This is a genomic window from Corynebacterium sp. (assembly GCF_030535495.1).
Lineage (GTDB): Bacteria > Actinomycetota > Actinomycetes > Mycobacteriales > Mycobacteriaceae > Corynebacterium.
This window is the reverse complement of record NZ_JAUNRW010000009.1, coordinates 36,662-42,811: the sequence shown is the minus strand read 5'-3', so window position 1 is coordinate 42,811 and position 6,150 is coordinate 36,662. Positions and strand designations below refer to the sequence as shown.

The 6,150-nt window shown below is 69.4% G+C and carries 6 protein-coding genes and 1 pseudogene; all 7 read left to right on the top strand.

The genetic code is table 11. The features are described from left to right. Window positions 1-275, top strand: a pseudogene (locus tag Q4F73_RS02490) (tetratricopeptide repeat protein); the annotation flags it as partial. A 28-nt stretch (window positions 276-303) separates the two neighbouring features. Next, a complete protein-coding gene (locus Q4F73_RS02485; protein WP_303357765.1) occupies window positions 304-1,287 on the top strand; it encodes an HAD-IIA family hydrolase in 984 nt (327 codons plus the stop codon). 5 nt (window positions 1,288-1,292) lie between these two features. Next, window positions 1,293-1,451, top strand: a complete 159-nt coding sequence (locus Q4F73_RS02480; protein WP_303357764.1) for a hypothetical protein — start codon at window positions 1,293-1,295, stop codon at window positions 1,449-1,451. Next, complete coding sequence (locus Q4F73_RS02475; RefSeq protein ID WP_303357763.1) at window positions 1,451-2,275, top strand: TlyA family RNA methyltransferase; 825 nt, start codon at window positions 1,451-1,453, stop codon at window positions 2,273-2,275. Before Q4F73_RS02480 ends, Q4F73_RS02475 begins: the two co-directional genes overlap by 1 nt. An 11-nt stretch (window positions 2,276-2,286) precedes the next feature. Next, window positions 2,287-3,207, top strand: a complete 921-nt coding sequence (locus Q4F73_RS02470) for an NAD kinase (RefSeq protein ID WP_303357769.1) — start codon at window positions 2,287-2,289, stop codon at window positions 3,205-3,207. Window positions 3,208-3,212: 5 nt separating this feature from the next. Further along, entirely contained in the window at window positions 3,213-4,937 is a 1,725-nt protein-coding gene (gene recN / locus Q4F73_RS02465; RefSeq protein ID WP_303357762.1) for a DNA repair protein RecN, read from the top strand. A 26-nt stretch (window positions 4,938-4,963) separates the two neighbouring features. Then, complete coding sequence (steA, locus tag Q4F73_RS02460; RefSeq protein WP_303357761.1) at window positions 4,964-6,148, top strand: putative cytokinetic ring protein SteA; 1,185 nt, start codon at window positions 4,964-4,966, stop codon at window positions 6,146-6,148. Window positions 6,149-6,150 lie beyond the last annotated feature (2 nt).

Here is a 6,150-nt window from a genome sequence, read left to right as displayed (position 1 = left end):
AGCTCGATCGGCAGGGGGCGGTGGAGCTGGGCATCGTCATCGCCGGCGCCCGGCTCGACATGAACCAGGCGGAGAGCGCTGTGGTGACTCTCCAGCGCCTCAACCCGGACCTCGCGTCCACGGGATCGATCAACGCCCGCCTGTCCTACGCCTACGCGGACGCACTCGTTGCCGCGGGCCGGAAGGATGAGGCGAAGGAATGGTTCGCGCACGCCGACAAGATCGACGAGGACGAGCTGCTCGACTCCGCGGATCGGCTGTCGGAACTGTCCTGACCGACCCCACCAACTAAGCTTGATCACCATGAGTCTCCTGCGTGCCCATGATGCCCTGCTCCTTGATCTCGACGGAACCGTCTGGGAGGGGGGACAGGCCATCCCGGGTGCGGTGGAGACCATCAACGGGGCCGGCGTACCGAGCATTTACATCACCAACAACGCGATGCGGGCCCCGCAGGTGGTCGCGAAGAAGCTGCAGGCCATCGGCTTGTCGGCCACCGAGGACGACGTCGTGACCTCCGCACAGGCGGCCATCGATCTGGCTGCCGGGCACCTGGAGCCGGGCGACCCGGTTCTCATCATCGGTACGCCCTCCTTCAAGGAGCTCGCGACGCGCGCGGGCTACCGCGTCGTCGAGTCCGCCGACGAGAACCCGAAGGCGGTCCTCCAGGGCCTGGATCCCGAGGCCACCTGGGCAGTGCTTTCGGAGGCGGCGCTGGCGATTCGCCGCGGTGCCACCTACGTGGCCTCCAACCTGGACACCACGTTGCCGGATCCCCGCGGACTGCTGGTGGGCAACGGCTCCATGGTCGCGGCGGTCGTCTCCGCGACGGGTGTCACCCCGGCATCCGCCGGCAAGCCGCAGGGCGCGATGTTCCTCACCGCCGCCGAGAAGGTGGGTGCGCGGAACCCGTTGACGGTGGGCGACCGCCTGGACACCGACATCGAGGGAGCCAATGCCGCCGGCATGCCCTCACTGCACGTGCTCACCGGCGTGTCCGGGCACATCGCCCTGCTGGAAGCGGTGAAGGAACAGCGCCCCACCTACATCGCCGACGACATGCGTGCCCTGCACGAGGATCCCGCCTCGCTGGCTCCCGGCCCCCAGGGTGGATTCACCGCCCGGGTGGACGGCAACGACATTCTCCTGGAACGCGGCAGCGCCGAGTCCACCTCCGTCCAGGCGCTGCGCACCGTACTCGAGGTTGCCTGGTCGATGAACGGGCCTGCTGACCTCATCCGTCCCGTCGGTGAGCATGCCGCTCGCGCTGTCGCGAGCTGGTGGTGATCGCGATGGTCACCCCCGGCGATCTGGTGCGGGCCCGCCCGGAAGACGTCGATAAGCACGTCTCCGAGATCCTCTCCGAATCCCCCGCCTCGTTGGCCGCGGAGGCGGATCAACTCACCCGCGCGCACGCCGTCCTGCAGCGTGCCCTGCAGGAGGGACACTGATGGCGCCGGCACGCAGGCGCCTGGATGCGGAGCTCGTGCGGCGTAAGATCGCCCGCTCCCGCGAACAGGCGGTGGAGATGATCAAGGCCGGACGCGTCCACGTCGGCGGTTTCCCGGCGCTCAAACCGGCCACCGTCGTGGAACCGGAGGTCTCCATCCGCGTCGAGGAGGCGGCGGAGGATGACTGGGCCTCGCGCGGGGCACACAAGCTCCTCGGTGCTCTCGAGGCCTTCGAGCCGCAGGGTCTGGAGGTGGCAGGCCGCAAGGTGCTCGACGCCGGGGCCTCCACCGGGGGATTCACCGATGTGCTGCTGCGACGGGGCGCCGCCGAGGTCGTTGCGGCCGATGTCGGCTACGGACAGCTCATCTGGCGTCTGCAGAACGATCCCCGGGTGCGTGTCCTCGACCGGACCAATGTGCGGACGCTCACCCCGGAGCAGACCGGGGGGCCGTGCGACATGATGGTCGGCGACCTCTCGTTCATCTCCCTGCGCCTGACACTGCCGGCCATCGCCGACTGCCTCACGGACGGCGCCGACCTGTTGCCCATGGTCAAGCCCCAGTTCGAGGTGGGAAAAGACCGCCTCGGATCCGGCGGCGTGGTGCGCAGTGCGCAGTTGCGCACGGACGTCACCCGCGAGGTGGCGGAGTTCGCGCAGTCGCTGGGCCTGAGCTGCCGGGGCGTGGTGGCCTCACCCTTGCCCGGTCCGAGCGGGAACGTAGAATACTTTCTATGGCTGAATAAGGACGGTGGGAACGCCGCTCCTAGCCCCGAACAACTGGAGACCATGATCATCACCGCCGTGCAGGAGGGACCGCAGTGAGCACCGAGCCGATGGCACACCGAGAGGTGCTGCTCGTCCCGCACACGGGGCGCAGCAAGAACCTCTCCGCTGCGGAACGCACCGCGGAGCTGCTCCATGCGGCCGGCATCACCGTGCGCGTGCTCGTCCACCAGGACGGGCGCCCCCTCGAGGGCAGCGATGTCCTCGCACCGTTGCAGCGGGTCACCCACACCGCCGACGCCGCGGAAGGCTGCGAACTCGTGCTCGTCCTGGGTGGTGACGGCACGTTCCTGCGTGCCGCCGACCTCGCCCACGCGGTGGACGTGCCCGTTCTGGGCATCAACCTCGGGCACGTCGGCTTCCTCGCCGAATGGGAGGCCGAGTCCCTCGACGCCGCGATCCAGCGGGTCATCGACCGTACCTACCGCGTCGAGGACCGCATGACCGTGGACGTCACCGTGCTGGACAATGATCTCGAGGTCATCGGCCGCGGCTGGGCGCTCAACGAGGTCAGCGTGGAGAATCTCAACCGACGCGGCGTCCTGGACGCCATCCTGGAGGTCGACGGGCGGCCGGTGTCGTCCTTCGGGTGCGACGGCGTGCTCATCTCCACCCCGACCGGGTCGACCGCCTACGCCTTCTCCGCGGGTGGTCCGGTCCTGTGGCCGGAGCTCGACGCCATCCTCGTGGTGCCCAACAACGCCCACGCGCTGTTCACCAAACCGCTGGTGGTCTCACCCCATTCGACGGTGGCAGTCGAATCGAATCCGGACGCCTCCCCGGCCATGGCCGTCATGGACGGTTTCCGCCCCATTCCCATGCCTCCCGGTTCGCGCGTCGAGGTTGTCCGCGGTGCGCGCCCCGTCCGCTGGGTGCGTCTCGACGACTCCACCTTCACGGACCGCCTGGTGACCAAACTCCGCCTGCCCGTCTCCGGGTGGCGCGGTCCGCGCACGACCCAGCAGAAATAGGTTTCATGCTCGCTGACATCACCATCGAGAATCTCGGTGTCATCCCCTCGGCTTCCGCTGAACTGGCCGAGGGGTTGACCGTCCTCACCGGTGAGACCGGTGCCGGTAAGACCATGGTGGTCACCGGTCTGCGTCTGCTCGCGGGGGGTCGGGCGGACGCCTCCCGCGTGCGGGCGGGTGCCCACCAGGCCGTCGTCGAGGGACGTTTCGTCACCTCCCGGCTTCCCGACACCGTGGCCGCCCAGATCGCTGACCTGGTGGACACCGCGGGCGGCGCACCGGATGAGAACGGGGAGTTCATCGCCTCGCGTACCGTCAGCGCCGCCGGGCGCTCCCGCGCTCACCTCGGCGGGAGATCAGTGCCTGCGGCGACCCTCGCCGAGTTCAGCGCACCGCTGTTGACGATTCACGGACAAAACGACCAGCTCCGCCTCCTGGCGCCCGAGCAGCAGCTGGCGGCCCTGGACCGCTTCGACCCGGCCATCACTCCTCTTCTGACGACCTACCAGGAGGCGTGGCGCACCTGGCGCACCCTGGCCAGGGATCTGCGGGACCGCACCGAATCGCGTCGGGAGCTGGCCCAGGAGATCGACCGCCTGCAGTTCGCCCTCGATGAGATCGACGCCGTCGAGCCGGAGCCGGGGGAGGACGCGGACCTCCTCGTGCAGATCCGCCGCCTGCAGGACGTGGACACCCTCCGGGAGGAGGCGTCCACGGCGCTGGCCGCCATCGACGGACCGGAGGCCTTCGGTGGTGTCTCCGAGGAGGATCCGGCCTCGACACTGCTGGGGCGCGCTGCGGCTGCACTCAGCGGATCCGAGGACGCGGAGCTGACCGAGCTGGGGGAGCGCCTGGCCACCATCACCAGCCAGCTCGGGGACATCGCCGCCGAACTCGGCGGCTTCCTCTCCGATCTGCCGGCCGACCCCTCGCTGCTGGAGGAATCCCTGCAGCGCCAGCAGCAGTTGAAGCTGCTCACCCGCAAATACGCGCCCGACATCGACGGTGTCCTCACCTGGCGGGACAAGGCCCGTGCCCGCCTGGCGCGCATCGACATCTCCTCCGAGGCTCTCGACGAGCTGAAGAAGCAGGTCGCGGCGGCTGAGAAAGCCATGCGGGCGGCAGCGAAAAAGCTCAGTAGCGCACGTACGAAGGCGGCCGCTCGCCTGGCGGATCTGGTGACGACGGAGCTGCAGGGTCTGGCCATGGCGAAGGCGCAGCTGAGCGTCGAGGTCCGGCAGGTGGAGCCGGGCCGGGAGGGGGCGGATGAGATCGAGCTCATGCTCGCCCCCAACGCCGGCACACCGCCCCGCCCGCTGGCGTCGAGCGCCTCGGGTGGTGAGCTCTCGCGAGTCATGCTCGCGCTCGAGGTCATCCTCTCCGCCGGCACCCAGGGTGCGACGCTCGTGTTCGACGAGGTCGATGCCGGTGTCGGTGGGCGGGCGGCCGTGGAGATCGGGCGCCGCCTGGCCCGGTTGGCGGCGCACAATCAGGTGATCGTCGTGACGCATCTGCCGCAGGTGGCGGCGTATGCCGACACCCACCTGCACGTGTCCAAGAATGTCGGCGATGAGGCGGTGACGTCCGGCGTGCTCACCCTCGGCCCGCAGGAGCGCGTGGAGGAGCTGGCCCGGATGCTCGCCGGTCTCGACGACACCGACACCGGCCGTGCGCATGCCACCGAGCTGCTGGAACGCGCGGAGGAGGAGCGGCGCGCCTTCACCACCTGACCGGGCCCGGCCGTCACAATGGCCACATGAGTCTGTTCTCCCGCACCGCCGACCTGCCCGGTCTGCAGGGCACCCTCCGCGACTGCACCTCCGGCGGTAGGGGCGCGCGCCGCCTGCGCGCCGGCGACATCGCCGTGATCAACACCGCCGACATCTCGCGTCGCGACGCACAGATGCTTCTCGACGCCCGCCCCGCCGCCGTCATCAACATGTCCCGCTTCTCCACCGGGGCGGTGCCCAACTTCGGCCCGCACATGCTGCTGGAGTCCGAGGTGCTGCTCGTCGAGGACACGGGGCCCGAGCTGGGGGCCACCCTCAAGGACGGCAAGAAGGCGCGCATCACCGAGGACGGTGCGATCCACCTGGGGGAGAGGAAGATCGGCGCAGGCCGCGTGGTCAGCGCCGCCGATGTGGAGGCCACCTTCACCGACGCCCAGCAGTCGCTGGTCGATCACATGGAGGCGTTCTTCGGCAACACCATCCAGTTCATCCACTCGGAAGGCCCCCTGCTTATCGACGGCCTCGGTATCCCCGACACCGGCGCCGACATCAACGGGCGCAAGGCCCTGGTGGTCAGCCCCGGTCCGGAGCACCGCAACGAGGTGAAGCTGCTCCGGAACTTCATCCGTGAGTACGACCCGGTCATCATCGGTGTCGACGCCGCCGCCGACACCCTCCTGGAGCTCGGCTACAAGCCGCATCTCATCGTCGGTAACCCGGCCGGCATCGGGGCCGACACCCTGCGCAGCGGTGCCCGCGTCGTGCTGCCGGCGGACCCGGACGGCCACGCCGCCGGTCTGGAGCGCATCCAGGATCTCGGCGTCGGCGCCATGACCTTCCCGGCCGCGACGGACTCCGCGACGGACCTGGCTCTCCTGCTCGCGGACTATCACGGTGCGCAGATCATCGTCAACGCCGGCAGTCCCTTCGACCTCGACGGAGTGTTCGCCAACGACCCGGAGGCCACCCCGACCGCGATGCTCACCCGCGCCAAGCTGGGCCGCCGCCTGGTCGATGCCACCGCGATCGCCGACCTGTACACCGTCAGTTCCGGGAAGGGACTGGCGTGGCTGTGGGCGATCCTCGGCATCCTCGTGGCAGTAGCCGCGATCGTCCTCATCGTCGGTCTCGGCGGCCCGGACACCTTCACCAACAATCTCATCGACACCTGGAACAGCATCGCGCTGACCGTCCAGGGTTGGTTCCAGTAGGG

Coding starts and splice junctions, on each gene's coding strand:
- steA (WP_303357761.1), top strand. CDS start 4,964: ATGAGTCTGTTCTCCCGCACCGCCGACCTGCCCGGTCTGCAGGGCACC.
- Q4F73_RS02475 (WP_303357763.1), top strand. CDS start 1,451: ATGGCGCCGGCACGCAGGCGCCTGGATGCGGAGCTCGTGCGGCGTAAG.
- Q4F73_RS02470 (WP_303357769.1), top strand. CDS start 2,287: ATGGCACACCGAGAGGTGCTGCTCGTCCCGCACACGGGGCGCAGCAAG.
- recN (WP_303357762.1), top strand. CDS start 3,213: ATGCTCGCTGACATCACCATCGAGAATCTCGGTGTCATCCCCTCGGCT.
- Q4F73_RS02480 (WP_303357764.1), top strand. CDS start 1,293: ATGGTCACCCCCGGCGATCTGGTGCGGGCCCGCCCGGAAGACGTCGAT.
- Q4F73_RS02485 (WP_303357765.1), top strand. CDS start 304: ATGAGTCTCCTGCGTGCCCATGATGCCCTGCTCCTTGATCTCGACGGA.